22 protein-coding genes are annotated in these 26207 nt (G+C 74.6%); 13 read left to right on the forward strand and 9 right to left on the reverse strand.

Going from position 1 to position 26207, the window contains the following annotated elements; genetic code table 11:
• Nucleotides 1-60 precede the first annotated feature (60 nt).
• The gene (locus tag ACFYYT_RS11760; RefSeq protein ID WP_351826515.1) at nt 61-837 is read left to right on the forward strand and encodes a helix-turn-helix domain-containing protein; all 777 of its coding nucleotides are present in this window, start codon (nt 61-63) and stop codon (nt 835-837) included.
• A 135-nt stretch (nt 838-972) separates the two neighbouring features.
• Complete coding sequence (locus ACFYYT_RS11765) at nt 973-2040, forward strand: enoyl-CoA hydratase/isomerase family protein (protein ID WP_351826514.1); 1068 nt, start codon at nt 973-975, stop codon at nt 2038-2040.
• Between the two features lie 71 nt (nt 2041-2111).
• Here ACFYYT_RS11765 and ACFYYT_RS11770 read toward each other — a convergent pair whose 3' ends face one another.
• From ACFYYT_RS11770 to ACFYYT_RS11805, 8 genes are all read right to left on the reverse strand, one after another.
• Nucleotides 2112-2858 (reverse strand): TetR/AcrR family transcriptional regulator, encoded by a 747-nt coding sequence (locus ACFYYT_RS11770; RefSeq protein ID WP_351826513.1) that lies wholly within the window; start codon nt 2856-2858, stop codon nt 2112-2114.
• 63 nt (nt 2859-2921) lie between these two features.
• Complete coding sequence (locus tag ACFYYT_RS11775) at nt 2922-3992, reverse strand: alpha/beta hydrolase-fold protein (RefSeq protein ID WP_351826512.1); 1071 nt, start codon at nt 3990-3992, stop codon at nt 2922-2924.
• A 273-nt stretch (nt 3993-4265) separates the two neighbouring features.
• Nucleotides 4266-5849: a molybdopterin-dependent oxidoreductase gene (locus tag ACFYYT_RS11780; RefSeq protein WP_351826511.1), complete on the reverse strand. Its 1584-nt coding sequence runs from the start codon at nt 5847-5849 to the stop codon at nt 4266-4268.
• A 123-nt stretch (nt 5850-5972) separates the two neighbouring features.
• Complete coding sequence (locus tag ACFYYT_RS11785; RefSeq protein ID WP_351826510.1) at nt 5973-6749, reverse strand: anti-sigma factor; 777 nt, start codon at nt 6747-6749, stop codon at nt 5973-5975.
• Nucleotides 6746-7366: an ECF RNA polymerase sigma factor SigK gene (gene sigK / locus ACFYYT_RS11790; RefSeq protein WP_388607633.1), complete on the reverse strand. Its 621-nt coding sequence runs from the start codon at nt 7364-7366 to the stop codon at nt 6746-6748. Before sigK ends, ACFYYT_RS11785 begins: the two co-directional genes overlap by 4 nt.
• A 112-nt stretch (nt 7367-7478) precedes the next feature.
• Nucleotides 7479-7796 (reverse strand): hypothetical protein, encoded by a 318-nt coding sequence (locus ACFYYT_RS11795; protein WP_351826509.1) that lies wholly within the window; start codon nt 7794-7796, stop codon nt 7479-7481.
• A gap of 228 nt (nt 7797-8024) precedes the next feature.
• Nucleotides 8025-10358 (reverse strand): alpha-N-acetylglucosaminidase, encoded by a 2334-nt coding sequence (locus tag ACFYYT_RS11800; RefSeq protein WP_351826508.1) that lies wholly within the window; start codon nt 10356-10358, stop codon nt 8025-8027.
• Nucleotides 10359-10368: 10 nt separating this feature from the next.
• Nucleotides 10369-12051 carry a ricin-type beta-trefoil lectin domain protein gene (locus ACFYYT_RS11805; RefSeq protein ID WP_351826507.1) on the reverse strand — a complete coding sequence of 561 codons (1683 nt, stop codon included), beginning with the start codon at nt 12049-12051 and terminating at the stop codon, nt 10369-10371.
• Between the two features lie 191 nt (nt 12052-12242).
• On the opposite strand from ACFYYT_RS11805, the gene ACFYYT_RS11810 reads away from it, so the two are divergent.
• Together ACFYYT_RS11810 and ACFYYT_RS11815 are read left to right on the forward strand one after the other, a co-directional pair.
• On the forward strand, nt 12243-12899 hold the full coding sequence (locus tag ACFYYT_RS11810; protein WP_351826506.1) for a winged helix-turn-helix domain-containing protein: 657 nt from the start codon (nt 12243-12245) through the stop codon (nt 12897-12899).
• Nucleotides 12900-12964: 65 nt separating this feature from the next.
• Nucleotides 12965-13885 (forward strand): serine/threonine dehydratase, encoded by a 921-nt coding sequence (locus ACFYYT_RS11815; RefSeq protein WP_351826505.1) that lies wholly within the window; start codon nt 12965-12967, stop codon nt 13883-13885.
• A 28-nt stretch (nt 13886-13913) separates the two neighbouring features.
• Here the strand turns inward: ACFYYT_RS11815 and ACFYYT_RS11820 are convergent, their stop codons facing one another.
• Nucleotides 13914-14372 (reverse strand): universal stress protein, encoded by a 459-nt coding sequence (locus ACFYYT_RS11820; RefSeq protein WP_351826504.1) that lies wholly within the window; start codon nt 14370-14372, stop codon nt 13914-13916.
• Nucleotides 14373-14555: 183 nt separating this feature from the next.
• Here ACFYYT_RS11820 and ACFYYT_RS11825 point away from each other — a divergent pair, with 183 nt between their 5' ends.
• From ACFYYT_RS11825 to ACFYYT_RS11865, 9 genes are all read left to right on the forward strand, one after another.
• On the forward strand, nt 14556-14912 hold the full coding sequence (locus ACFYYT_RS11825; RefSeq protein WP_351826503.1) for a hypothetical protein: 357 nt from the start codon (nt 14556-14558) through the stop codon (nt 14910-14912).
• A 372-nt stretch (nt 14913-15284) separates the two neighbouring features.
• Complete coding sequence (locus ACFYYT_RS11830; RefSeq protein WP_351826502.1) at nt 15285-16619, forward strand: sugar ABC transporter substrate-binding protein; 1335 nt, start codon at nt 15285-15287, stop codon at nt 16617-16619.
• Nucleotides 16616-17581, forward strand: a complete 966-nt coding sequence (locus ACFYYT_RS11835) for a carbohydrate ABC transporter permease (protein ID WP_388607639.1) — start codon at nt 16616-16618, stop codon at nt 17579-17581. Before ACFYYT_RS11830 ends, ACFYYT_RS11835 begins: the two co-directional genes overlap by 4 nt.
• The gene (locus ACFYYT_RS11840) at nt 17578-18426 is read left to right on the forward strand and encodes a carbohydrate ABC transporter permease (protein ID WP_351826501.1); all 849 of its coding nucleotides are present in this window, start codon (nt 17578-17580) and stop codon (nt 18424-18426) included. Before ACFYYT_RS11835 ends, ACFYYT_RS11840 begins: the two co-directional genes overlap by 4 nt.
• 140 nt (nt 18427-18566) lie before the next feature.
• Nucleotides 18567-21590, forward strand: a complete 3024-nt coding sequence (locus ACFYYT_RS11845; RefSeq protein WP_351826500.1) for a glycoside hydrolase family 38 C-terminal domain-containing protein — start codon at nt 18567-18569, stop codon at nt 21588-21590.
• Nucleotides 21591-21773: 183 nt separating this feature from the next.
• A complete protein-coding gene (locus tag ACFYYT_RS11850) occupies nt 21774-23813 on the forward strand; it encodes an NADPH-dependent 2,4-dienoyl-CoA reductase (protein ID WP_351826499.1) in 2040 nt (679 codons plus the stop codon).
• A gap of 57 nt (nt 23814-23870) precedes the next feature.
• Nucleotides 23871-24284 (forward strand): PaaI family thioesterase, encoded by a 414-nt coding sequence (locus ACFYYT_RS11855; RefSeq protein WP_351826498.1) that lies wholly within the window; start codon nt 23871-23873, stop codon nt 24282-24284.
• A complete protein-coding gene (locus ACFYYT_RS11860; RefSeq protein ID WP_351826497.1) occupies nt 24281-25645 on the forward strand; it encodes an MFS transporter in 1365 nt (454 codons plus the stop codon). Before ACFYYT_RS11855 ends, ACFYYT_RS11860 begins: the two co-directional genes overlap by 4 nt.
• Before the next feature lie 100 nt (nt 25646-25745).
• On the forward strand, nt 25746-26198 hold the full coding sequence (locus ACFYYT_RS11865) for an SRPBCC family protein (RefSeq protein ID WP_351826496.1): 453 nt from the start codon (nt 25746-25748) through the stop codon (nt 26196-26198).
• Nucleotides 26199-26207 lie beyond the last annotated feature (9 nt).

Raw genomic sequence — 26207 nt, forward strand, 5'->3', positions numbered from 1 at the left:
GGCCACCGAACGGGGATCACCGCGGACACGAGCTTCCGGATTCCGATACATTGCCGCGTGATGCAGGAGAACCGCCAGGCCCATACCGGCCACCCCCCGGTCTGCCGCGCCCGCCGCGCACCGACCGGCATCAACCGCCCCGACCCGGACACCGGGACCGGCGCCCACCGCCACGACGACCACCGGATCGCCTACGTGGCCTCCGGGGTCCTCTCCCTCACCACCGCCTCCGGCACCTGGGTGGCGCCCCCGGCCGGGGCGCTGTGGGTCCCGGCCGGGATCGCGCACGAGCTCCGCGCGTACGGACGCGCCGACCTGCACGGTGCCGGGCTGCCGGCCCGGCACGACCCGCTGGGCCTGGACGTCCCCGCCGTGATCGCCGTCGGTCCGCTGCTGCGCGAGCTGATCCTGGCGTACGCCCGGGAGGACGCGGACCCCGGCCCGGTGCGGCGCCGGATGCTGGGCGTCCTCCTCGACCAACTGCGGGTTTCCCCGCTCCGGCCGCTGCACCTGCCCGCCCCCGCGGACCCCCGCCTGGCGGCGGTCTGCGCCCTGCTGTACGCCGACCCGGCGGACCAGCGCGGGCTGGCCGCCCTCGCGGCGGACGCCGGAGCGGGGGCGGGGGAGCGGACGCTGAGCCGGCTGTTCCGTACCGAGCTGGGGATGACCTTCCCGCAGTGGCGCACCCGGCTGCGGCTGCACCGGGCGCTGCGGCTGCTGGCCGCCGGCACCCCCGTGACGGCCGTCGCGCACCGCTGCGGCTGGTCCTCGGCGAGCGCCTTCATCGACGTCTTCCGCCGCGCCTTCGGGCATACGCCGGGCACGCACCCCTCCTGAGGCGCCGCCGTGAACCGGCCAAGAACCGGCGGTGCGCCGTCCGGTCCGGACCGGACCGTCCCGCTCCGTACGCAAGATCATCGGAATCAGTTGAAATGATCTTCATGGGGCTTCCGGCGCGACATACTGGGCGGTGTGAAGACCGAATCCGAGACCGTTCTGATCGAGACCGAGGGCCGCTCAGGGGTGATCACCCTGAACCGCCCCGAGGCCCTCAACGCCCTCACGCACCCCATGGTGGTGAGAATCGCGGAGGCGCTGACGGCGTGGGAGGACGACCCCGCGATCGACCACGTCCTCCTGCGCGGCGCCGGGGAGCGGGGGCTGTGCGCGGGCGGTGACATCCGGGCCATCCACGCCGACGCGAAGGCCGGGACCACCGCCTCGCTCGGCTTCTGGCGCGACGAGTACCGGCTCAACGCCCGCATCGCCCGCTATCCGAAGCCCTACGTGGCCCTCATGGACGGGATCGTGATGGGCGGCGGCGTCGGCGTCTCGGCGCACGGCAGCGTCCGCATCGTCACCGAGCGCGCCCGCGTCGCCATGCCCGAGACCGGCATCGGTTTCGTCCCCGATGTCGGCGGGACCTACCTGCTGTCCCGGGCCCCCGGCGAACTCGGCACGCACCTCGCCCTGACCGGCGCGGCCGTCGGCGCCGCCGACGCCCTGATGTGCGGGCTCGCCGACCACTACGTGCCCTCCGACTTCCTGGACGAGCTGACCCGGGACCTCGCGGAGGGCCAGGACGGCGCCTCCGCCGACAAGGTCGTGGCCCGCTACGCGATTCCCGTGGGGCCGGAGGGCCCCCTCGCCGCCGAACGGGAGTGGATCGACCGCTGCTACGCCGCCGACACCGTCGAGGAGATCCACTCCCGGCTGCTCGGCAGCGGCCTCCCGGCGGCCCGCGAGGCCTCCCGGACCCTGCACGCCAAGTCCCCCACCGCGCTCAAGGTGACCCTGGCCGCGCTGCGCCGTGCCCGTGCGGCGGATTCGCTGGAACGGGTGCTGGAGCAGGAGTACCGGGTCTCCGCCGCGGCGCTGTCCATGCCCGACCTGGTGGAGGGCATCCGGGCTCAGGTGATCGACAAGGACCGGTGTCCGCGCTGGTCCCCGGCCGCGCTGGTGCAGGTGCGGGCGGCGGCGGTGGAGCGGTTCTTCGCGCCGCTCGGCGAAGGCCGCGAGCTGACGTTCCCCGCGGGCTGACCATCCCGCGGGCTGATCATCCCGCGGGCTGACGCGAGGCGTGCCGCCCGGGCGCCGCCGCCGGGGCGGCGTCAGGCCCGGACGATCCGGGTGGCCAGGCCGTCGAGGACCCGCTGGAGTCCGTAGTCGAAGTTCTCCTCGCGCCTGCGCGCCGGGTCGCGGTCGTGCACGGAGGCGGCGTGGTCCTTCGTCAGCGGGTGCCCGTCGAGCGCCGTGCCGGGATCGGGCAGCAGCGACCGGAGCCACTCGCTCTCGCTCATCCCGCTGCGGGCCAGCAGGGAGAGGTAGGAGGCCTCGCTGGTCGTGGCGCCGATGACGTACGAGATGACGGCCTTCATCGCGAGGTCGGCCTCGCCGGGCGGGAAGCCCGCCGTCTGCGCCAGCCCCAGCATCCGCTCCGACATCCGCATCAGGTTCGGGCCGAGGTGGGCCAGCCCCACCTGGCCGAGGACCGAAGCCACCCACGGGTGGCGCAGGACCATGTCCCGCAGGCTGTGCCCGCTGTGGGAGAGCGAGGCGCGCCAGCCGTCGGGGCCGCCCGCCTCGGGGAGTTCGAGCTCGCCGTAGACCTCGTCCACGACCAGCTCGATCAGTTCGTCCTTGTTGGCCACGTGCCGGTAGAGCGAGGTGGCGGCGGTACCCATCTGCGTGCCGAGCTTGCGCATGCTGAGCGCCTCGATGCCCTCGGCGTCGAGCAGCCGGACCGCCGCCGCGACGATCTGCTCGCGGCTGAGCGCGGGCTGTTCCTTCTGGCGGCGCGGCCGGGTCCAGACGGAGGGGACGGGGGCGGGGGCGGGGGCCTGCTCTGGAGAGGACATGCCTCCACCCTAGCCTCTTGCGGACACTGTACGCAGCATGCGTACGGTGGAAACCGGCAGCCGCTACGAGGGGTTCGCGGGCGGGGAGACCTCGATGCTGAGCCAGCTCAGCGCATCGGGGTACATCCCGGCCCAGGTCTGGAAGTTGTGCCCGCCCGCCGGCTGCACCAGCGTCTTCACCCGCACCCCGGTACCCCGCGCGGCCGCCTCGAAGGCGGTCAGCTGCCCGGGCGGGCTCTCCTTGTCCTGGGCGGAGGTGGCCAGGAACAGCCCGACGTCCGCCCCCTTCGCCCGCCGGACCAGCCACATCGGGCTGTTGCGCTCGCGCAGCCCCGCATCGGGCAGCACCGCCGGGTCCCCGGTGAGCGGATCCGGGTCCAGGGCCGCGCCCGCCCGGAACACCTTCGGATACTGCAACGGCAGCTTCGCCGCGCAGTAGGCGCCGGTCGAGATCCCCATCAGCCCCCACCCCTTCGGCTCGGGCAGCGTACGGAAGTTCTTGGCGACCAGATCGGGCACGTCCCGCGCCAGCCAGGTGGCGACCTTGCGCTGCGGGGTGTCGCTGCAGTCGGTGTTCACCCCGCCCGGATAGATCTCCGGCATCACGAGGATGAAGGGGTGGGCCGTACCGAAGCGCACCTGCCGCTCCAGCGCGCCGGGCATGGACCCCAGGTCCAGCCAGGAGCGCGGGGTGCCCGGGTAGCCGTGCAGCAGCATCAGCACCGGGAAGCGGGTCCGGGCCGCGCCCGGGTCGTCGTAGCCCGGGGGGGTCCACACGATCACCTGTCCCGCGAGCTTCGAGTGGCTGCCCCGGAAGTAGGTGGCGAGGGTGCCGTCGCTGCCCTGGGTGAAGCGGGCCCGGCCGACCGGCGCACCCGTCATCGCGGAGGCGTTCTCACCGGTCCCGCGCCCGAGCAGGTCGTCCCAGGAGGCGTAGAGCCCGTAACTGCCGTTGATCCAGGTGGCCACCACGCAGATCGCCGTCAGCTGGCACAGGCCGATCATCAGCACCCGGACCGCCCACCGCACCGCGCCGGGCCCGGGGATCCGGTTCCACAGCAGCAGCGCGAGGAGCATGGCGAGCGCGGTGACGGCGACGAGGGTGACGAGGAACGAGGTGCTGGTCAGCTCCACGGCGTCGGCTCCTGAGGTGCGGGAGGGCGGTACGGGGGCGTGCTGCCGCCGCCCTGACGGGCCCTCAATGTACGGCGCGACCGGCCCCGGGACGGCGGGACGCCACGTGGCGCCGGGAGCGGTCCCGGGCCGGTCCCCGTGCGGGAGACGTGCCCAGGCGGGGGCCACCGCACCGACGGCTCGTCCGCCCGCCGCCCCGGCACTCACCCGTCCGGGTGAGGGGCGGGCCGGCGGCGGGCGGGCCGGCGGCGGGTGCGTGGCATCGGTGCGGTGTCACGGGGCGCGGACGTCCACGGTGACGGAGTGCAGGCCGGTCGCCCCGTCGGGGACGGTGCCCGTGCGCCTCTCCGGCTGGACCTGCCCGGCGCCGTCCGTGGCGCGGACCTCCAGGGTGTGCGGGCCGGGCCGCGCGTCCCAGGGCCACACCCACTGCCGCCAGGTGTCGACCCCGTCGGCGGCGGCGAGCGAAGCCTCCCGCCACGGCCCGCCGTCGGCCCGCACCTCGACCCGGGAGATCCCCCGGTGCTGGGCCCACGCCACCCCCGCCACCGCGACCCGGCCCGCCGCCGGGCGGGAGGAGGCGCGCGGGGTGTCGATCCGCGACTGCGTCTTGACGGTGGCCCGCGCGGCCCACGACCGCCGCACCCAGTACGCGTCGTAGTCCGCGAAGGTGGTCAGCCGCAGCTCGCGCAGCCACTTGCAGGCGGACACGTACCCGTACAGGCCCGGTACGACCATCCGGACGGGGAAGCCGTGCGCGAAGGGCAGCGGCGCGCCGTTCATGCCGACGGCCAGCAGCGCCTCCCGGCCGTCCATGACGGTCTCGACCGGGGTGCCGATCGTCATCCCGTCCACCGAACGGGCCACCAGCTGGTCGGCCGGGCCGCCCTGCGACGGCGGCCGCACCCCCGCCTCGCGCAGCAGATCGGCCAGGCGCACGCCGAGCCAGCGGGCGTTGCCCGTGTACGGGCCGCCGACCTCGTTCGAGACGCAGGTGAGGGTGACGTCGTGCTCGACCATGGGCCGGGCCAGGAGGTCCCGCAGGTTCAGGGTCAGGGGCCGGGAGACCCCTTCGCCGTGCAGGGTCAGCTCCCAGGTCCCGGCATCCACGCGCGGGACCACCAGCGCGGTGTCCACGCGGTAGAAGTCCCGGGCGGGCGTGAGGAACGGGGACAGGCCCGGGAGCCGCAGGTCCGCCCCGGCGGGCACGGGCCGGGCGGGGACGGCCGGAGCGGGCAGCGCGAGGCCGGCCCGGGAGGCCGTCGCCCGGGCCGACCCGTGGGCGCCGAGGCGGCGGCCGGCCAGCGCGGCCAGCGCCGAGCCCGCGACGGTGGCCGCCACCAGCCGCCCGAAGCCGCGCCGGTCCATGGGCCAGGTACCGCCGGAGCGCCCCGGCCGGCGCAGGGCCGAGACCAGGAGGTACAGGGTGGTGGCCGCGACGGCCCCGCCGGCCAGCGAGGGCAGGGCGTCCTTCCAGGAGGCCTCCGGGCGGCCGAGGGCGGCCACCGCCCCGACGACGCCCACCGCCCCGGCGAGCGCCGCTCCGGCGCCCGGCCGGCGTACGGCCAGGAGGCCCGTCCCGGCAGCCAGCAGGGCCAGGACGAGGGTGATGCCGAGGGTCAGGGCCAGTTTGTCGGAGGTGCCGAAGGTGCGGATCGCCCACTCCTTGACCGCGACCGGCGTACGGTCGACCACCGCCGCGCCGATCGCGGTGAGCGGGGCCGCCTCGGGCCGGACGGCCACCGCCGCGAGCTCCGCCGCCGCCAGCCCGGCGAACGCCGCCACCAGCCCGCTGAGCGCGCCCGCGGCCCGACGGCCCCCGCTCCGCGCGCGCTGAGTGCTGTCCGCCGGGACCATCGCCGTCACCTCCGCCCGCGTGCACGCGCCCTCGCTTCCGCCCGCCGCGGCCGCGCGCCGGGTGCGGGAATCCCGCTCCCGCTTCCACGGTGACACCGATGCGGGCGCCCGCGCCCCCCGGGACTACCGGCCCTGCGCGGCGGGCAGGGCCAGCAGCAGGAGGGGGGCCGTCGTGGGGGCGGGGGAGCCGCCCTCCGGTTCCAGGGTGACGCCGATGCCGGTGGCCCCGCGCAGGGAGCCCGACAGGAGCGCCGGGGCGTCCGGGCCGGCCGGGTCCAGCAGGCCCGCCGGACGCATGCCGCCGGGGGCGGCGAACCACAGCTGGTACACCCGCCCGGCCGGGGGCGCCGCCATCCCGGCGGGCACGAACACCGCCCGGTCCCGCTCCCGGGAGGCCACCACCGTGCCCGTGCCGCCGCCCGCGATCCGGCCGGAGGCCAGCCGGGCGTCGGGGGCCGACAGCACCCCGGTCAGCGCGGCGGCGCGGGCCTCCGCGGCGCGCGCCTCCTGCCGGGCGGTGTCCGCGCGCTGGTACTGCCAGGCCGCCACCCCGCCGAGGCCGGCCGCCACCGCGACGCAGGCCGCCAGCGCCCACCGCGCCCACGCCCACCGAGGCCGGGGCCCCGCGGGCCGGGCCGTCGGCGCCCGGTGCCGCGCCGCACCCGGTTCCGCCGGTGCGGGGAGCTCCCGGATCCGCCGCAGCACCGCCTCGCGCAGCGCGGGCGGCGGGGCGCTCGCCACGGCCGAGCCCAGCAGGGCCGCCGTCGCCGCGAGTTCGCGCACCTCCCGGGCACAGTCCGGGCAGGTCTCCAGATGGGCCTCGAAGGCGGCGCGCTCCGGCCCGGACAGCGCGTCCAGTACGTACGCCCCCGTCGCCTCGTGCATGTTCTCCGTGCTCATCCGCCCCTCACCCCGAGACAGTCGCGCAGCCGCAGGAGCCCGTCCCGCAGACGAGTCTTCACGGTACCCAGCGGCACCGCCAGCTCCTCGGACACCTCGCGCTGGGTCCGCCCCCGGTAGTAGGCCAGGATCAGCGACTGGCGCTGGCGGGGGGTGAGCGCCTCCAGGCAGCGCCGCACCCGCGTCCGCTCCTCGTGCTCCAGCGCCGCCTCCGTCACCTCGTCGAACTCCGGTACCGCCGCCTCCAGCCGGGCCGCGCGCCGTTCCCGGTCGGTGGCGGCCTGCGCGGAGCGCACCCGGTCGACCGCCCTGCGGTGGGCCATCGTGAGCACCCAGGTCCGGACGCTGCCCCGGTCGGCGCGGTAGCGCCCGGCGGTGCGCCACACCTCGACGAACACCTCCTGGGTCACCTCCTCCGCCTGGGCCCCGTCGCGCAGAACCGCGCGGGCCACGCCCAGCACGGCCGGGGCCACCGCCTCGTACACGGCGACGAAGCCGGCCTCGTCGCCCCCGGCGGCCCGGCCGAGGGCGTCGGCCAGCGATTCCCCGGCCCCGGGCGGTGCTCCGGTCCGTGCCCCGGCCCCCGCGCCGGTCCGTGCCCGCGTGACGTCGTCCACACAGCGATCTTCCGTGATCGGCCCGGTTCCCGCCGCGTCCGGGCCCTCCACCGGTGGTCCGGAGCCGGCGCCCCGGCGGACGGGACCCTGGCGGGGGCGGCCCGCGCGGTGGTCAGGCATGCGGCCGGCCGGCCCGCTCCGCCGCCCGGCGGGCCATCGCCTCCAGGCACTCCCCGGCGTCCGCCCCGGCCCGCCGTACGGCCAGCTCCCCGCGTTTGCGCAGCTCCACGACCCCGTCGGTGAGCCGCTCCGGCCGGTCCGGCGCGGCCGGGGACGACCGGGCGCCGGACGGGCCGCCCGCCCCGCTCACCAGCGAGCTCAGCAGCTCCAGGGCGGACGGTTCCGTGGTGGCCCCCGTCGGCGCCGTCGTCGGGGCCGGTGCCTCGCGCGGGGCGGCGGCCGGGGGCCGCTCCCGGTCGGTCTCGGACATCTCGGTGCACTCCTGTCGGCCGCTGGCCCGGGGGCGTCGCAAGGGGCGGCCGCCGCACCGCCGCGGCGGCCGCCCCCGGGCACGTCCGGGCCAGTCAACCCAGAGCCCGCGCCGGGAGGGAGCCCCCGGATCGAATCTCCTCCGTCCGGGTAGGGTGCCTCACCCGCACGGGTGAAGGCTGCGGCGTGCCGCGTGCGCGTCGGGGTCCGGTGTGGTAGGCGCGGTGGGTCAGTCCGTGGCCGCCGCCGGCGCCAGGGCGGCGGCCACCGCGGCCGCCCTGGCGTAGGGATCGCCGCTCGGCGTGGCCGGCGGGCGGCTGGTGCCCCGCGCCCACCGCTCCTCGTACGCGTGCCAGTCGATCTCCCGGGGTGCGGCCCGCCGCGCCAGCGCCTCCTGCAGGCCGTCGAAGTAGAGCTCCCACCGCTTGGCGTAGAACTCCGAGACCAGGCCGCTCCATTCGCGGTTCGCGTAGTCGTGCAGGAAGCCGCCCTCGCTGGTGCTGCGGCGCCCCCACACGCTGAGGATCGAGCGCGCGTCGTACGCGTAGCGGTCCTGTTCCGCCGGGGTCGTGCCCCAGGAGCGGGCCGCGGCCAGCCAGCGGCCGAACAGGAAGTTCGGGTCGGTGCCGGTGAGCGCGTCCAACTGCCTTTCCCCTTCGGCCCACTGTCCGGTCAGCTCGCGCAGCCGAGCCGCGTCCTTCGCCTCGTACGCGGCCTTGATCTGCGGCAGCAGCTCCCGCGAGTGGTTGGCGAGGGCCTGCCGGGCGGTGTCGACCAGGTCGAACCGGTAGGCGCTGGAGGAGCGCAGTCCCGGTGCCACTCGCAGCAGGTGGTCCAGGGCCCGGCGCACCGAACCGGCCTGGTAGCGCATGGACTTGGGGCTCCAGTACGCGGCCCCGGCCGCGGTCAGCGAGGGCCGGGCGGTGAACAGGCTGTCCTGGGATTCCGACCACAGCCCGGAGGAGGTGCTGTACGGGCCCTTGCGCAGCTCCTCCCAGGCCGCGGCGGCCTCCGGGTCGGGCCGTCCGTAGCGGCGGGCGGCGAAGGCGGCGAACCAGGCCCGCTGGTCGACCGGCGCCGGCTCCCAGGCGAGGTCGGTGAACAGGTCGAAGGCCGCCGGGTTGGTCCCCGTCGCCTCCGGCAGGTAGGCCGTACCGGCCAGCGCGCTCTTGTCCTTGGCGCGCCAGGAGGCGAAGCGGTCCAGCCACACCGAGGTGTTGGCGCCGATCGTGGTGTGCCCGCCGAAGTTGTAGATGGTGCCCATGGCGTACGGGGCCCCGCCCCAACGGGCTTCCCGGTCGAGCCGGTTGTACCGGTCGGAGAGCCCGTCCAGGATCAGCAGCTTCGAGGTGTCCACGCCGGCGAGCAGCTCCGGCGTCGGGTCGTCCTGCCAGCCCAGTACCGCCCACAGCGCCCCCGGATGCGCGGTGTGCAGGGCGCCCTGGATGGCCCGCGCGGCGCCCTTCACATCGACGCTGCCGGTCTGCCCGCCCTCGTGCAGCGGGCTCATCCGGTACATCGCGCTGTCCCCGAACACCGCCCGCTGCTCGGCGTAGTACGCCGCCGCGAGCCGTCCGAACACCGGCGAGGCCGGATCCAGCCAGTCGGGCCGGTCGAAGCCGGCCCAGTCGCCCTGGGGCACGGTGGTGGCGCCCGGGTTGCGGGCGGCGAACCCCGGCGGCACCGTGCCGAAGTAGCCGGGCAGCACCGGGGTCATGCCGAGCCCGCGCAGCTGAGCGGCGATGCGGCCGCCCAGGGCGGCGCGCTCGCGCACCAGGCGTTCGGTGACCGGGCCGCCGAAGCCGCTCAGGTTCTGCAGCAGCCACCAGCTCTGGTGCGCGGGGCCGGGGATCCACTCCCGCAGCTCGGCGGCCGAATAGCCGAACCCCTGGAGCGCCTTGTAGTACGGGTACTCGGCGCCGACCTGCACGAAGACCTCGTTGACCCCGTGCAGGGCGAGCAGGTCGATCTGCCGCTGGTGGTCCTCGAAGGAGCGGTACGGGCCCGCGTACCCGTCGTCGGTGTCGTTGAGGGCGTACCGGTGCGGGACGAGCGCGCTGCGGGTGACCGGCCGGGGCACGGCGGGCAGGGTCGCCGGAAGCATCCCCAGGCTGTCGCCCGGCCAGCCGATGTCGACCCCGGCGACGTGCTGGAGGTACCAGCCGACACCGGTGAGCAGGGTCGCGCCGGTGGAGCCGCGCACGGTGACCGCGCCCGCCGTCCCGGAGACGGTGAAGGTGTCCGCCCCGGCCGCCGGGTCGGGGACGAGGGTGAACTGCGCGGCGTGCCGAGGCAGGAGCCGTTGCAGGGCGGCCCGCGCGGGAGCGGCGTCGAAGGTCCGGGGCCCGGGCACGACGGGGCGGGCCGGGCCGGTGAGGGGCGCGGCGGCGTGGACCGTGCCGGGGACGGCCGTGGCGGGGTGGACCGTGCCGGGGACGGCCGTGGCGGCCGCCGTCGTGCCCGGCGCCGCGGCCGTGCCCGTCAGGGTCAGGAGTACGGCGGCCAGCGCGGGCAGCGCGGGCCGTACCCCGCGGCGGCCGCGGGGCGGGGGAATCGTCGTCATCAGCGCTCCGTCAGACCGGAAGGGACCAGACCTGGTCGGCCTGGTGGTCACCGCAGGGGGCGAGCCGCAGCCGCTCGGCGGGGGTGTCGGGGGTCGCGGGCGCGGCCGGGGCCGTCAGGCACCGCGCGCTCGTCTCCTCGACCAGCGCCCCGTCGCGGCGGTGGTGCCAGCTCTGCCCGGCCTGGCGGCCGGGCGCGCAGTCGGTCAGGGCCACCGACCCGTCGGGGCCGGCCGTGAGGCACTCCCCGGCCAGCCGCAGCCGTCCGCCGCCGCCCAGGGTCCAGCGCTGGTCGGCGCCGGCCGTGCACCCCGCGAGGACGACCGCTCCGACGCCGGTGGTGTTGGCCCCGTCCGCGCACCGGGCGCCGAGTCCGTTGATCTGCCCGGTCGGTACCGCCTCGGCGCAGCCGTGCGGGGTGAGCCGCCAGACCGCCGTGTCGTGCGCGGCGAGCCGTCCGGTCAGCGCGTCGGAGACCCGCGTGGTGGTCCCGGTCCACAGGTCCTCGGCCTCCGCCGTGCAGGCGCGCAGCCCGATGTCGGCCAGCGGCACCGAGACGTCGCGGGCGCTGCCCGAGCGGTTGAGGACCGCGACCGCGCGGTCGCCGTTCGCCAGCGGCCGGGCCAGCACCTCGAAGGTGGCGTTGGAGGAGACGACCGCGCCCTGCCGGCCCGCCGGATCCTGGTCGAGGGCGATCAGGCGCGTGTTGCCGAGGGCCGCGAGGCCGCCCGGGCTCAGCTCCGAGACCTGCGAGGACAGGATGAAGGGGGCCGCCATCATGGCCCACAGTCCGACCTGGCTGCGGCTCTCCGCCTCGGTGAGCCCCGGGGCGCCCGCGATCAGGAAGTCGGGGTCGTTCCAGCTGCCGGGGCCCGCGTACCGGCCGAGCCAGCGGTTGTACCCGTAGTTGCCGAGGACCGAGCTCCACCGTGAGGTGTCGGGGGCGGCCGCCTTGAAGACCTTGATGTCGCGCCCCTCGCGCCACAGTTGACCGGTCTCGCCGACCCAGTCGAGGACCTTGTGCCAGTCGGCGCCGCCCCACTCGCCCTGCTGGAAGTAGGCGGGCGCGGAGGCGGAGAGCACCATGGGGCGCCCGCTGTCGCGCAGCGCCCGGGCGACGGAGTTGTAGGCGTCCCGGTAGGCCTCCTCCTTGGTCTTCCCCGGAGGAATCCACAGGTTGCAGCCGTCCATCTTCACGTAGTCCACCTCCCAGGACGCGAACTGCCGTGCGTCGCGGGCGTAGTGGTCCGCGCCGCCGCCCTCGGGGGCGCCGCTGCCGGGGTAGCGCTCGCAGGTGAGGGAGCCGGCGTCCTCGTAGATGCCGAACTTCAGCCCCCTGGCGTGGAGGTACGCGCCGAGCCAGGCCATCCCGTGCGGGAACTTCTGCGTGTCGACGACCAGGGCGCCCCCGGCGTCGCGCTCCTTGCGCATCCAGCAGTCGTCGACCGTCACCGTGTCGTAGCCCTTGGCCGCGAGGCCCGTGGAGACGAGCGCGTCCGCGTTGGCGACCACGGTGGCCTCGTCGATGTCGCACATGTAGTGCGCCCAGTTGTTCCAGCCCATGGGCGGCGTGAGGGCGAGCGGGGTGTCCCAGGTGGCCCTCGGCTCGGCCGTCGCCGGAGCGGACGGGAGCGCGAGGGCGAGCAGGGCGGCCGCGGTCAGGCAGGGGAGCGACGCACGCAGGCGAGGCGGCACGGGTTCTCCTTGACGTGGTGGCGTACCGGCGGGAGGCAGGGGGGCTTTCGTGCGCTCAGTGCAGCGGTGCGACTACCCGCTGTCAACACAAGTCAACGGTTATGGATCAATGACCAGCAATATGGGTGTAGTCGGGAACCGGCACCCCCGTCGATACGGCGTATGTGTCAGTGGCTGATACGCTGTATCTCATGCCGAGGACATCTGCCGCCCTGGACCGTGCCACCCCGGAGACCATCGCCGTCTGTGCCCTGCGGATCCTCGACGAGGAAGGCCCCGGGGCGCTCAGCTTCCGCGCCCTCGCCGACCGCCTCGGCGTCTCCCACGCCACCGTCCAGCGGCGCTGCGCCGACCTCGCCGGACTGCTCGACCTGTGCACCGAGCACCTCGCCGCCCGGCTCCCCGACATCCCCGCCGGCACCGACTGGGCCGAGGCCACCGAGCAGCGGTTCGGCGCGCTCTACCGGCTGCTCACCGCCCACCCCGGACTGCTCGTGCTGCGCGGCGGCCGCCCCTGGCTCGGCCGCCAACTGCTGGCCCGCCTCGTCGAACCCGCCCTCGCCGACAGCGTCGCCGCCGGGATGAGCCCCGCCGAGGCGATGACCGTCTACCGCCGGATGTACCTGCTCACCCTGGGCAGCGCGGCGTTCGTCGACCACCGGGACCCGGACGCCGCCACCGCCGCCTCCCGCGCCGCCCTCGCCGCCCTGGACCCGGCCGAGTTCCCCGTGCTCACCGGCGGGCTGGCCGACGTACTGCCCCCGCTCACCGACCACGAGGTGTACTACGGCGCCCTGCGCCAGCTCATCGAAGCGGCCCGGCCCGCCGCGGCCCGGCCCGCCCGCTGAGCCCCACCGTCCGTCCCAGCCCCACCGTCCGTCCCCGACCCACCGCCCTGAAAGGCAGCCCGTCCATGGAACAGCAGCTCGACCACGCCGCCGTCCGCGCCGCCGCCCGCCGGATAGCCGGGACGGTCCGCCCCGCCGCCGTCGTGCCCGCCGCCGAAGGCGTCTGGTACGCCCTGGAGTACCTCCAGCACACCGGCTCCTTCAAGGCCCGCGGCGCGCACAACTTCCTCGCCGCCCACCGTGAGGCCGGCTCGCTCCCCGCCGCCGGAGTCACCATCGCCTCGGGCGGCAACGCCGGTCTCGCCTGCGCCTGGGCGGCCCGCGCGCACGGCGTGCCCGCCACCGTGTTCCTGCCCGTGGGCGCGCCCCGCGTCAAGGTCGACCGGCTGCGCGGCTATGGGGCCGACGTACGCCTCGTGGGCGACCGGTACGCCGAAGCGCAGACCGCCTGCCGGGAGTTCGCGGCCGCGAGCGGGGCCCTGGGCAGCCACGCCTACGACCATCCGCTCGTCGCCGCGGGCGCCGGCACCCTCCTGGAGGAGATCCGCTCCGCCCTGCCCGGCCTGGACACCGTCGTCGTCGCGGTCGGCGGCGGGGGCCTGTTCGCGGGCGTCGCCACTGCCGCGCGGGAATACGGCGTGCGGGTGGTCGCGGCCGAGCCGGAACACTGCCGCGCCCTGAACGCCGCCCTGGAGGCGGGCCGCCCGGTCGACGTCCCCGTGGACTCCGTGGCCGCCGACTCCCTCGGCGCCAGCCGGGTCTCCGCCGACGCCCTCGCCGCCGCCCGGGCCGGGAACGCCACCTCCGTCCTCGTCCCCGACACGGCGATCACCGCCGCCCGCCGGGCCCTGTGGGAGGAGCACCGCATCGTCGTCGAGAACGGGGCCGCCACCGCCCTCGCCGCCCTGCGCACCGCGCCGGAGCCCCTCGGCGAGCGGGTCGCGGTCGTCCTCTGCGGAGCCAACACCGACCCGGCCGGCCTCTGATCAGTACGGGAGCCCGATCCCATCGGCACTAGCTGTGAGGGGCGTCCCGCCCGTCGCGGACGACGACCACCGTGCTCGCGGCGTACTGGACGACCTGCTGGCTCACCGAGCCCAGCAGCGCCCCCTTGATCCCGCCGTGGCCCCGGGTGCCGACCACCGTCAGTTCCGCCTCGCGGGAGGCCTCCACCAGCACCTGGGCCGGGGCCCCCTGTTCGACCCGGCGGAAGACCGGCACCCCGGGGGAGGTGCCGACCGCCTCGGCGACGGTGTCCGCCAGGCGCTGGCGCGCGCCCTCCTCGGCGGAGGTCAGTGCCGCCTGCTCCACGATGCCCACCGCGAAGGGATTGGTGTTCCACTGCCAGCTCATGACGGCGTGTACCCGGCTCCCGGTGACCTTGGCCTGGCCGACGGCCCAGCGCAGGGCTTCCTTCGAATGGTGAGAACCGTCCACTCCGACGACGATCAGGGGCTCGACGGTCTCACTCACGGCGGGTACCTCTCGGTCGTCCGGATCGTCCTGCTTTCCTCCCTGTATACACGCAGGACGGGGTTCGGCCCCGAACGACGATCGTCGCGGCGGCCGAAGACTTTGGGGGACAGCCCGCCCGCCCCGTCCCCTGCGAAGGTCGCAGGGTCAGCACGGAACGCGACGGCACGGAGGAAACGGGCGATGGCTCAGCGCAAGGGATGTCTGATCGGCTGCGGAGTCGCGCTGGTGGTGGGGATCGGGATCGTCGTGGCCCTCGTTTTCGGGGTCTCCAAGGTGCGCGACATCGCCGACAAGACCCTGGTGGACCCGAAGGTGTACGCGCAGGTCGCCGTCGGCGATCCGGAGTCCGAGGTCCGGGCGAAGCTCCCCTCGGGCGAGACCTTCGTCAAGGACGCCCTCAAGGAAGGCGGTCCGGCCGAGCCCGCGGGCAGCACGTGTGCCTGGTACGTGTCGAGCGCGAGCAGCGGCGACGACGTGCTCCGCTTCTGCTTCAAGGACGGCAAGCTCGCGGACAAGGCCCGGTACGCCATGAAGTAGGCCCCGTACCGCCGGGCCCTCGCCCGCCTCCCGGACGGCGGATCCGGGTTTCGGGGGCCCGGGATAAAGCGCATTAGTCGTATCCGCGCATGTCCTTCACCGACCGGCGATAAGAAGTCAAAGCCTGACCTCCCATCGCCTTCGCCGGCAAAGCGCCATCGCTTCCCGGGAGGGTCAACTAAAGCGCATCAGTCCAGGTGGACGGGGCCGGCCAGGAGCGGCCTCGCGCCGGGTCCGGACCGTCGTCCCGCTCCGCGGCCATCTCCCGTCGGCCAGCGGGAATCCGGCCCCGTTGACGGGCCCGGGATGTGCGGACAGCGTGGTGCGGAGCGTTCCGGCAAAGGGGCCGGAACTCTCCCGGAGGCGGCGACGATGACCCGTTCACAGCTGACCCGTACGGCCTTCGCCACCGCCGTGGCGGGCTCCCTGCTGGCGCTCGGCGCCTGCGGCATGAACGGGGACGCGGGGGGCGTGCGGCAGGCGGAGAAGACCGGCGAGGTGGCCGGGCGGATCACCTTCCGCACGCTCCAGCTGAAGCCCGTGTACACCGCGTACGTCCAGGGCGTCATCGACTCCTTCGAGAAGAAGTACCCGGACGCGAAGGTGAAGTGGGAGGACGTCCCCGGCGACGGCTACAACGAGAAGCTCGTCGCCGACGCCCAGGCCGGAGCCCTGCCCGATGTGATCAACCTGTCCACCGACTCCTTCCAGCTGCTCGGCGACCGCGGCATGCTCGCGGACGTCGCCGCCCTCGACGGAGCCGTCGCCGAGGACTACGTACCGGGCGCCTGGGAGCAGTTCAGACTGGCCGGCAAGGGCCGGGGGGTGTACGCCTACCCCTGGTACGTGACCCCCGAGGTCCTCACCTTCAACGAGGAGCTCTTCCGCGAGGCGGGCCTCGACCCCGAGCAACCGCCCACGACCGTCGAGCAGTTCTTCGACAGCGCCGAGCGGATCGCCGCCCGCTCCGGCGGCCGGTACGCCGCCTTCATGGCCGACCCCAAGGGCAGGCTGCCCGGGGACTGGCAGAAGATGGGCGTCCCGGTCCTGAACGCGGGCCGCGACCGCTTCACCTTCGACACCGACAAGGCCGTCGCCTGGGCCGAACGGATGAAGGACCTCTACGCCAAGGGCGCCATGCCCAAGGAGTCCCTCCTGAAGGCCGACGACATCAACCAGCTGTACGGCGCCGGGAAGCTGGTCTTCGGGCCCGGCTCCCCGGGCTTCGTCAAGGACATCAAGCTGAACGCCCCGCAGGTCTACGGGCACACCCGCGTGGCCGGCGCCGTGACCGGCAGCCTCGGCCACATCGGCATCTACGCCCAGTCCCTCGGCATCAGGAAGGACACCCGGCACCTCGACGCCGCGACCGAGTTCGCCAAATGGGTCACCAACGGCCCCAATCAAGTGGAGTTCGCCAAGAAGGCCACCATCTACCCCTCCAACGCCCGGGGCCTGGCCGACCCTTACTTCTCCGACCGGGGCGACGGCAAGGACGCCGAGACGCTCGCCCGCGCGATCGGCGCCCGCCAGCTGACGACCGCGGGCCTGGACGCCAACACGCCCGTCGAATGGACCACCCAGGTCGGCGACGCGGTGGTCCGCGAGATGCAGAAGGCCATCACCGGAGAACAGGACGCCCGTACGGCGGTGCGCAAGGCCCAGGAGGAAGCCAACGCGCTGCTCGCGGCGGCGGTACGCAAGTGACCGCGACCGTCGCCCGGGACGCTCCGCCCGCCGGGCGCGGGAGGCCGCGCGCGGTGCGCCGGGCCGCCCGGGCCGGCCCCGGCGGCCCGGCGCACCGCAGGTGGTGGGTCCCCTACCTCTTCCTCGCGCCCGGCCTGCTGATGGTGGCGCTCTTCAGCCTCTGGCCGTTCGTCAACACGGTGATCCTCTCCTTCACGGACTCCCAGATCCTGCGCGGCGGCTCCTTCGTCGGCCTCGACAACTACACCCGCGCCCTCGCCGACCCCGACTTCTGGGTGGCCACCGGCAACAGCGTGCTCTACCTCGTCGTGGTCGTGCCCTGCCTGGTCCTCCTGCCGCTGGCCCTCGCGGTCCTCGTCCGCCGCGAGGTTCCCGGCATCGGCTTCTTCCGCTCCGCCTTCTACACTCCGGTGATCGCCTCGGCGGTGGTCGTCGGCCTCATCTGGCAGTGGGTGCTGCGCAGCGACGGCCTGGTCAACACCGTCTTCCAGCGGATCGGGGTGGTCTCCGGGCCGGTCCCGTTCCTCACCGACAGCACGATGCTGCTGGTCTCCGCCATGATCGTGACCGTGTGGAAGGGCCTCGGCTACTACATGGTGTTCTACCTGGCCGCCCTCGGGAACGTCCCCGCCTCCCTCCACGAGGCGGCCTCCCTCGACGGAGCCGGCCCCCTGCGCCGTTTCTTCAGCATCACCGTCCCCCAGGTCAAACCGATGATGCTGCTGGTCGGCACGCTCTCCGCCATCTCCGCGCTGCGCGTCTTCACCGAGATCTACATCCTCGGCGGCGAGAGCGGCGGCCCCGGCGGCGGCTCGCGCACCCTGCCCTTCCTGATCCGGCAGGTCGGCCTCGGCTTCTCCGGCGAGACCGGCTACGCCTCGGCCCTCTCCATCCTGCTGTTCCTCCTGACGCTGGGCTTCAGCCTGCTCGGCCGCAGGCTGTCGAAGGGGGACGAGGAGTGAGCGCGGACGCCGCCGGGGAGGCCCGCAGGCGCCGGGTGCTCGGCCTCGCCGCCCGGTACGCCACGCTGCTGCTGATGCTCGCGGTGATGCTCGGGCCGATCGTCTGGCAGTTCCTCACCTCGATCCGGGGCCGCACCGAGAACGTCTACGACGGGGTGCTGCCCTCGCGGCCCACCCTCGACAACTACGTCCGCGTCGCCGAGTCCTTCCCGCTGCTCGCGTACGTGGGGAACACCCTCACGGTGGCCGTCCTCGCGATCGTCTCGAACCTGCTCTTCGCCGCGATGGGCGGTTACGCCCTGTCCCGGGCCTCCTGGAAGGGCCGCAGGGCGGTCTTCACCGTGCTGGTGGCCACCCTGATGTTCCCCTTCGAGTCCGTGATGATCTCGATGTTCCTCACGGTCCGCGAGATGGGCCTGGTCGACACGCTGATCGGGGTCTGGCTGCCCGGCGCGGTGTCCGTCCTGAACATCATGATCATGCGGGCGTCCTTCCTGGCCGTTCCGCAGGAGATCGAGGAGGCCGCGGTCCTGGACGGGGCGAACGAGTGGACGCGCTTCACCCGGGTCTTCCTCCCGGCCGCCAGGGGCGCCCTCGCCGTGGTCTGCATCACCAGTTTCATGGGCGCCTGGGACGACTTCCTGTGGCCCCTGCTGGTGCTGACCGACAGCGAGCACTACACCCTCCAGCTCGGCCTGAAGACCCTGGCCGGTGCGACGACCACCAGCGACCAGCGGATCATCGCCGCCGGCGCCATGGCCGCGCTGATCCCGATGATGCTCCTGTTCTTCGCCCTCCAGCGCTTCTTCTTCAAGGGCGTGGGCGAGGGGGCCGTCAAGACCTGAGCCGCCACGCGGGGCCGCCCGCCCGCCGGCTCCCGTCCGCCCCCGCGCCCGCCGTCCGGACCGCCCGCCGTCCGGACCGCCCGCCGTCCGGACCGCCCGCCGCCACCCCTTCCGATCCGCCGTCCCCAGGAGCCGCCGCCGTGCACGACGACCGCAGCATCACCGAACAGCGCCTGCGCCGCGTCCTCGAAGAGCGCGTCAAGCCCGCCGTCCACACCCACCCGGTCCCGCTCACCGTCGAGCGCTGGGAGGCCCCGGCCGAGCCCGTCCCGGTCGCCGAGGCGTTGACCGCCGCCTACACCCCCTGTACGCCCGGCGAGGCCTGGGGCCCGGCCTGGGGCACCACCTGGTTCAAGGTCACCGGCGCCGTACCCGCCGACTGGGCGGGCCGTACCGTCGAGGCCGTGCTCGACCTCGGCTTCGACCGGATGATGCCCGGCTTCCAGTGCGAGGGCCTGGTCCACCGCCCCGACGGCAGCGAGGTCAAGGGGCTCAACCCGTACAACGACTGGGTCCGGGTGGCCGACCGGGCGGCGGGCGGCGAGCCGGTCGAGTGGTACGTGGAGGCCGCCTCCAACCCGGTCCTGGTCCAGCACGCGCCCACCTCCGAGGGCGACCGGCTCACCAGCTCGGACCAGCCCCTCTACCGGCTCGGCCGGATGGCCCTCACCGTCTTCGAGACCGAGGCCTGGGAACTCGTACAGGACCTCGAAGTCCTCCACGAGCTGATGACGCAGCTCGACGGATCCGACGCCCGCCGCTACGAGATCCTGCGCGCCGTCGACGCCGCCCTGGACGAGGTCGACCTCGCCGACGTCCCCGGGACGGCCGCCGCCGCCCGCGCCCGCCTCACCGCCGTGCTCGCCGCCCCCGCCCGTGCCTCCGCGCACCGGATCAGCGCCGTCGGCCACGCCCACATCGACTCCGCCTGGCTGTGGCCGCTGCGCGAGACGGTGCGCAAGGTGTCCCGGACCGCGTCCAACGTGCTCGCCCTCATGGACGAACACCCCGAGTTCGTCTTCGCCATGTCGCAGGCCCAGCAGCTCGACTGGATCAAGACCCACCGGCCCGCCCTGTTCGAGCGGGTCAAGAAGAAGGTCGCCGACGGCCAGTTCGTGCCCGTCGGCGGGATGTGGGTGGAGTCCGACACCAACATGGTCGGCGGCGAGGCGATGGCCCGTCAGTTCCTCTACGGCAAGAAGTTCTTCCTCGACGAGTTCGGCATCGAGACGCGCAACGTGTGGCTGCCCGACTCCTTCGGCTACACCGCGGCCCTGCCGCAGATCGTCAAGCTCTCCGGCTCCCGCTGGTTCCTCACCCAGAAGATCTCCTGGTCCCAGGTCAACGCCTTCCCCCACCACACCTTCTGGTGGGAGGGCATCGACGGCTCCCGCGTCTTCACCCACTTCCCGCCCGTCGACACCTACAACGGCGACCTCGGCGGCGCCCAGCTCGCCCACGCCGCCCGCAACTACCGCGAGAAGGGCCGCGGTACGCGCTCCCTGGCGCCCTTCGGCTGGGGCGACGGGGGCGGCGGCCCCACCCGCGAACACCTGGCCCGGGCCCGGCGCCAGCGCGACCTCGACGGCTCCCCGCGCGTGGAGGTGGAGCGCCCCGACGCCTTCTTCGAGAAGGCCCGCGCCGAGTACGAGGACGCGCCCGTCTGGGCCGGCGAGCTGTACCTGGAGCTGCACCGCGGCACCTACACCTCCCAGGCCAAGACCAAGCAGGGCAACCGGCACAGCGAATCCCTGCTGCGCGAGGCCGAGTTGTGGGCGGCCACCGCCGCCGTCCGCGTCCCCGGCTTCGCGTACCCGTACGCGGACCTGGAGCGCCTCTGGAAGACCGTCCTGCTCCACCAGTTCCATGACATCCTGCCCGGCTCCTCCATCGCCTGGGTGCACCGCGAGGCGCGCGAGACGTACGCCCGGGTACGGGAGGAACTGCGCGCCGTCACCCTCGCCGCGCAGACCGCGCTCGCCGGACGGGGCGAGGAGGAGCTGGTCTTCAACTGCGCCCCGCACACCCGGCGCGGGATCCCGGCCGGGGGCGCGGACCGGCCGCACGGCTCCGGACAGCCGGTCACCGTCGAGGAACGGCACGGCGGCGGCCACGTCCTGGCCAACGGCCGGCTGCTCCTGGAGATCGACGGCCGCGGCCTGCTCGTCTCCGCCTACGACCTGGAGCAGGGCCGGGAGGCCCTCGCCCCGGGAGCCGCCGCCAACCTCCTCCAGATCCACCCCGACTTCCCCAACATGTGGGACGCCTGGGACATCGACTCCTTCTACCGCAACAAGGTCACCGACCTGGTGGAGCTCGACGCGCTGGAGGTCACCGAGCAGGGCCCCGAGGCCGTGACCGTCACGGCGACCCGCTCCTTCGGCGCCTCCACGGTGACCCAGTCCCTCACCCTGCGCACCGGCGCCAAGACCGTCGACATCGTCACGGACGTGGACTGGCAGGAGACGGAGAAGTTCCTCAAGGCCGCCTTCCCCCTGGATGTGAAGGCCGAACGGACCGCCTCGGAAACCCAGTTCGGGCACGTGTACCGGGCCACTCACACCAACACCTCCTGGGAGGCGGCCAAGTTCGAGATCTGCGCCCACCGCTGGATCCACGCGGAGGAGCCCGGCTGGGGCGTGGCCCTGCTCAACGAGTCCACGTACGGGCACGACGTCACCCGCGACGTCCGCCCCGACGGCGGCCAGACCACCACGGTCCGCCTCTCCCTGCTGCGCGCCCCGCGCTACCCGGATCCGCAGACCGACCAGGGCCGCCACACCCTGCGCTTCGCCCTCGCCCCGGGCGCCACCCTCGGGGACGCGGTCCGCGAGGGCCACGCCCTGAACCTCCCGGAGCGCGTCGTCACGGGCGCGGGCCCGGTCGCCCCGCTGGTGGCGGTGGACGAGGACGCGGTCGTCGTCGAGGCGGTCAAGCTCGCCGAGGACCGCAGCGGTGACGTGGTGGTCCGCCTCTACGAGTCCCGGGGCGGCCGCGCCACCGCCACCCTCACCCCGGGCTTCCCCGTCGCCGCGGCGGTGGAGAGCGACCTCCTGGAGCGCCCCCTGGACGGCTCCGCGGTGGGCCCCGTCACCCGCGCGGGCAAGATCGCCTTGACCCTGCGCCCCTTCCAGATCCTCACCGTCCGCCTGCACCGCCGCTGAGGGGCGGGCTGCCCCCAGCCCGGTTCGGCGGGGCGTGAACTGCGCCACACGGCCCGCCCGCGGGGGCGGGCCGTCGCCTTGATTCCGGGCGGGCCGGGCCGGGGGCAGGTTATGCACCTAGTTGCAAAACCCCCGGAGTCTCGCTAGAACGGGTCCATCACCCCGTGCGAGGAGGCACCCCAGATGAACCCGCAGAGCTCCGCGAGCCAGAGCCGGTACCCGCACCTGCTGAGCCCCCTGGACCTCGGGTTCACCACCCTGCCGAACCGCGTGATCATGGGCTCGATGCACACCGGCCTCGAAGAGCACGAGGGCGGCTTCGAGCGCCTCGCCGCCTTCTACGCCGAGCGCGCCCGCGGCGGCGCCGGGCTGATCGTCACCGGTGGCATCGCCCCCAACGACGCAGGCCGCCCCTTCGAGGGGGGCTCGCGGCTCACCACCGAGGACGAGGCCGCCGAGCACCGGGTGATCACCGAGGCGGTGCACGCCGAGGGCGGGAAGATCGCGATGCAGATCCTCCACTTCGGCCGGTACGCCTACCACAAGGACCTGGTCGCCCCCAGCCCCCTCCAGGCCCCCATCAGCCCCTTCGTCCCCAACGACCTCACCGACATCGAGGTCGAGCGGACCATCGAGGACTTCGTCCGCGCCGCCCGCCTCGCGAAGCTGGCCGGCTACGACGGCGTCGAGATCATGGGCTCCGAGGGCTACCTGGTCAACGAGTTCATCGCCGCCGCCACCAACCGGCGCACCGACCGCTGGGGCGGCGCCTACGAGAACCGGGTGCGCTTCCCGCTGGAGATCGTCCGCCGCACCCGCGCGGCCGTCGGCCCCGACTTCATCCTGATCTACCGGCTCTCCATGCTGGACCTGATCCCCGGCGGCTCCACCCTCGACGAGGTCGTCCACCTCGCCAAGGAGGTCGAGGCGGCCGGCGCCACCATCATCAACACCGGCATCGGCTGGCACGAGGCCCGCATCCCCACCATCGCGACCTCCGTCCCGCGCGGTGCCTACACCTGGGTCACCAAGCGCCTGATGGGCGCGGTGAGCGTGCCCCTCGTCACCAGCAACCGCATCAACACCCCCGAGATCGCCGAGGAACTGCTCGCCGACGGCCGCGCCGACCTGGTCTCGCTGGCCCGCCCCTTCCTCGCCGACGCCGACTTCGTCGCCAAGGCCGCGGCCGGCCGCTCCGAGACCATCAACACCTGCATCGGCTGCAACCAGGCCTGCCTCGACCACACCTTCAGCGGCAAGATCACCAGCTGCCTGGTCAACCCGCGCGCCTGCCACGAGACCGAGCTCGTCCTGTCCCCGACGCGGACGAAGAAGAGCGTCGCCGTCGTCGGCGCCGGACCCGCCGGACTCGCCTGCGCCGTGTCCGCCGCCGGCCGCGGCCACGCCGTCACCCTCTTCGAGGCCTCCGGCCACATCGGCGGCCAGCTCGACGTCGCCCGGCGCATCCCGGGCAAGGAGGAGTTCGAGGAGACCATCCGCTACTTCGGCAGCCAGCTGACCGCGAGCGGAGTCGAGGTCCGCCTCAACACCCGCGCCGACGTCGAGGCCCTGGCCGGCTTCGACGAGGTCGTCGTCGCCACCGGCGTCACCCCGCGCACCCCCGCCATCGAGGGCGTGGAGCGGGAGAACGTCGTCAGCTACCTCGACGTGCTGCGCGACGGCGCCCCCGTCGGCGAGCGCGTCGCCGTCGTCGGCGCCGGCGGCATCGGCTTCGACGTCGCCGAGTTCCTCACCGACAGCGGCGAGGGCGCCTCCCAGGACCCCGAGGTCTACTTCCGCCACTGGGGCGTCGACACCGCCTACACCGGCCCCGGCGGCCTCACCGCCCCCGAGCGGCCCGCGCCCCCGCGCCGGGTGCACCTGCTCCAGCGCAAGACCACCAAGGTGGGCGCCGGTCTGGGCACCACCACCGGCTGGATCCACCGTGCGGAGCTCAAGCACCGCGGGGTCGTCTCCGTCGCCGGGGCGACGTACGAGCGGATCGACGACGAGGGCCTGCACATCACCGTCGACGGCGAGCCGCACCTCGTCCCCGCCGACACCGTCGTCCTGTGCACCGGGCAGGAACCGCGCCGCGACCTGTACGAGGCGCTGCGCGCCGCCGGGGTCGGGGCGCACCTGATCGGCGGCGCCGACGTGGCCGCCGAACTCGACGCCAAGCGGGCCATCCGCCAGGGCACGGAGCTGGCCGCGCGCCTCTGAGGCCCTTGCGCAAAAAGGGAGTTGTGGCGGCCCGGGCCGGACCGCCACAATCTCCGGGTGACGCTGACCCCGGCTGACGCCCACAAGATCCTGCACGACAACTTCGCCCCCTGGGTGCTCGCCCTCGGCCTCACCGTCGAGGAGACCGGCGAGCGGCACGCCGTCCTGCGGCTGCCCTGGTCCGACGCCCTCGCCCGGGACGGCGGCGGCCTGAGCGGCCAGGCCCTGATGGCCGCCGCCGACACCGCCACCGTCATCGCCATCAGCGCGGCGCGCGGTGCGTACGGCCCGATGACCACCGTCCAGCAGTCCACGAGCTTCCAGCGGCCCGTCAGCGGCGCCGACGTGCTGGTCGACGTACGCATCACCAAGCTCGGCAAGCGGATGGCCTTCGCCGACATCACCCTGACCCCGGAGGGCGGCCACGAGCCGGCCGCCAAGGCCTCCACGGTCTACGCCCTGCTCGGGTGAGCACGAGCGGCGCCCCGCCACATCCGCAGCCGGAGCCGGAGCCGGAGCCGGAGCCGGAGCCGGAGCCGGAGCTGGAGCTGGAACCGGAGCCGGCACCGCTCGGCCGGAACAGGGACTTCACCGTCTTCTGGCTCGGCCAGGCGCTCTCCGTGACCGGCGGATCCATCTCGCTGCTCGCCCTGCCGCTGATGGTCTACGACGCCACCGGCGACGTCGGCCGGCTCGGGCTGCTCACCGCCGTCAGCGGAGCCACCGGGATCGTGACGAGCACCTTCGCCGGGTCCGTCGTCGACCGGACCGACCGGCGGCGGCTGATGATCGGGTGCGACCTGCTGCGCGCCGTACTGCTGTGCGCGCTGCCCCTGCTCTGGCTGGCCGGCCCGCGGATCTGGCTGCTGTACGCGCTGGCCGTCCCGGTGGCCGCCCTGAAGGCCCTGTTCGACGTGGCGTACGTGACCGCCGTGCCCGGACTGGTCCCGCCCCGGGACCTGACCGCCGCCAACGGGCGGCTGATGAGCACCTTCGCCCTCGGGACCCTGCTCGGGCCGGTGGCCGCCGGGCTGATCACCACCGGCGCGGACGCCGGCTGGGCCCTCGCCGTGGACGGGGCCACCTTCGCGGTGTCGGCGCTGAGCCTGCGCTGGGTGCGCTTCGGCCGCCACGGGGAGGGACGGGCCGCCGCGGCGGCGCGCGGCGGCTTCCGGGAGATGTTCCTGACCGGCTTCCGCTTCCTGTGGGCCCAGCCCGTGCTGCGGTCCCTGACCGTCCTGCTCACCCTGCTGACCTTCATCACCGTGGGCGCCACCGACCTGCTGATCTACCGGGTCCAGGAGGACCTCGGCCGGTCCGCCGCCACCCTCGGCTACGTGATCGCCGTGAGCGGGCTCGGCGCGGGGGCCGCCGCCTTCGCGGCCGGGCCGCTGCGCCGCGCCCTCGGATTCGGGACCTGCTGGCTGGGCTCCACCGCGCTGATCGGGCTCGGGGTGGCGGTGACCGGGGTGAGCCGGAGCCTGCCGGTGGTCGCACTGGCGGCGGCGGTGTTCATGTTCGGACTCACCCTGGGCGGCGTCTGCTCCATGACCCTGCGCCAGGAGATCACCCCCGGGCCGCTGCTGGGCCGGGTCACCTCCGCCTTCTGGACGGTGCACAACGCCTCCGGGCCGGCGGGGGCGGTGGTGCTGACGGTGCTGGCCGCCCGGCACGGGGTCCCGGCGGTGAGCCTGGGCGCGGGCGCGGCCTGCCTGCTGATCCTCGCGGCCGGGCTGCTGACCCCGCTGCGCGGGAGCCGCCCCGGCACGGCTCCCGGGCCCACGGCGCCGCGGAGCCCGGCGCGCGCCCGGGACGCGGGTCTGGGATCGTGAGTCCCCAGGGCCCGCAGGGGCCGCACGCGGACGCCGTACGCGGACCGACCCCACGCACGCGGACGCCGTACGCGCACGACTCACGCCCGGAGGTGCGCCGATGGCCGGACAGTTCGAGGCGACCGTGGAGGTCGACCGGCCCGTCGAGGAGGTGTTCGCCTACCTCGCCGACGGCCGCAACGACCCCGACTTCAGCCCCCGCGTGCAGCGGATCACCAAGACCCCGGACGGCCCCACGGCGCTCGGGACCGTCTTCCGCAGCACGGTGAAGGACGCCGGGATGAAGACCGGCCGGGAGTTCCGCATCACCGGCTTCGAACCGCCGGGGCTGATCCGCTGGAGCGAGCAGAGCCGCAACCTGGTGACGGCCGAGGGCGGCTACGACCTGGAGCCGCTGCCCGGCGGCCGTACCCGGGTGCGCATCTTCAACACCCTCGAAGGGCACGGCCTCGGCAAGCTCCTGGCCGGCTTCGCGCTGGGCGCGGCCCGCAAGGACGCCCCCGCCTTCGGACGCCGCATCAAGGCGGCGGCGGAGGCGTCCCTGCCGCGCTGACCACCGCCG

This window comes from Streptomyces sp. NPDC002032 (assembly GCF_042890765.1).
Taxonomy (GTDB): Bacteria; Actinomycetota; Actinomycetes; order Streptomycetales; family Streptomycetaceae; genus Streptomyces.